The organism is Mesorhizobium sp. M5C.F.Ca.IN.020.29.1.1 (assembly GCF_003997375.1).
Classification (GTDB): Bacteria; Pseudomonadota; Alphaproteobacteria; order Rhizobiales; family Rhizobiaceae; genus Mesorhizobium; species Mesorhizobium wenxiniae.
In genome coordinates this window covers 1-674 of the sequence record NZ_RZSW01001130.1, presented here as the reverse complement: position 1 = coordinate 674, position 674 = coordinate 1, and the positions used below count along the sequence as shown (strand labels likewise).

General features: G+C 66.3%; 2 protein-coding genes and 1 pseudogene. All 3 read right to left on the bottom strand.

What is annotated here, in order from left to right; all coding sequences use genetic code 11:
• A partial coding sequence (locus tag EOA85_RS36675) for a hypothetical protein (protein ID WP_164760196.1) occupies positions 1-190 on the bottom strand: 190 nt, incomplete at its 3' end.
• 9 nt (positions 191-199) lie between these two features.
• On the bottom strand, positions 200-499 hold the full coding sequence (locus EOA85_RS36670) for a conjugal transfer protein TrbD (protein WP_127212830.1): 300 nt from the start codon (positions 497-499) through the stop codon (positions 200-202).
• Positions 492-674, bottom strand: a pseudogene (locus EOA85_RS36665) (conjugal transfer protein); the annotation flags it as partial. The pseudogene EOA85_RS36665 and the gene EOA85_RS36670, both read right to left, overlap by 8 nt.

Sequence of the window (674 nt, the reverse complement as noted above, 5' to 3'; positions counted from 1 at the left end):
CGTTTATGTGGCGGGAGACCTCGTTGCGCTCGGCATCGGTCGAGCTCTCAGAATCCGGCCCCGCGAAGTACCAACCCGCCATCAACGAGCCGTTCTTGAGCAGGATAACGCCATTTGCGACGAGCGCGGCATAGGGCACCAGATCCGAGAAGGACGGGCCGGAATGACGGAAGGAGCGTAGCGCGACCATGGACGGTCTTCAGAAGCGGCGCCAGGGCGTCGAGGTCGGCCGGTAGTAGGCCCGGTAGCCGACATGGCGGGCATAGACGCGCCGCATCATCGGGTCGGCTTTGGCCATCATCCGCAGTGCCGCGACCACGACGATCCAGACTGCAATCCCGAACAGCGCCGAATATGGCGTCAGCACGACGAAGATCAGGATTACGGCCGCGAGGCCCGTCAGGAGCACGAGCTCGCGGTCGGCCCCAAGCAGCAGGTTTGGCCGCGACAGGGCCCGATGGATGCGCGACCGGTCGAGGGTCGAGCCCGGCTCAGCCATGACCGCCCTCCCCTGCCCGTTCGACCGCGGGAGTTGACGCAGCATCGCCGATCGAGGCGCCGCTGGCGCCGAACAGGGCGACGATCTGGGTCGCGCCGAGCAGGATGCCGGCGACGAGCACGACATACATCAGCCGCCGCGCGAAATCGTTCAACTCGCCGCCGAAGATCAGCAT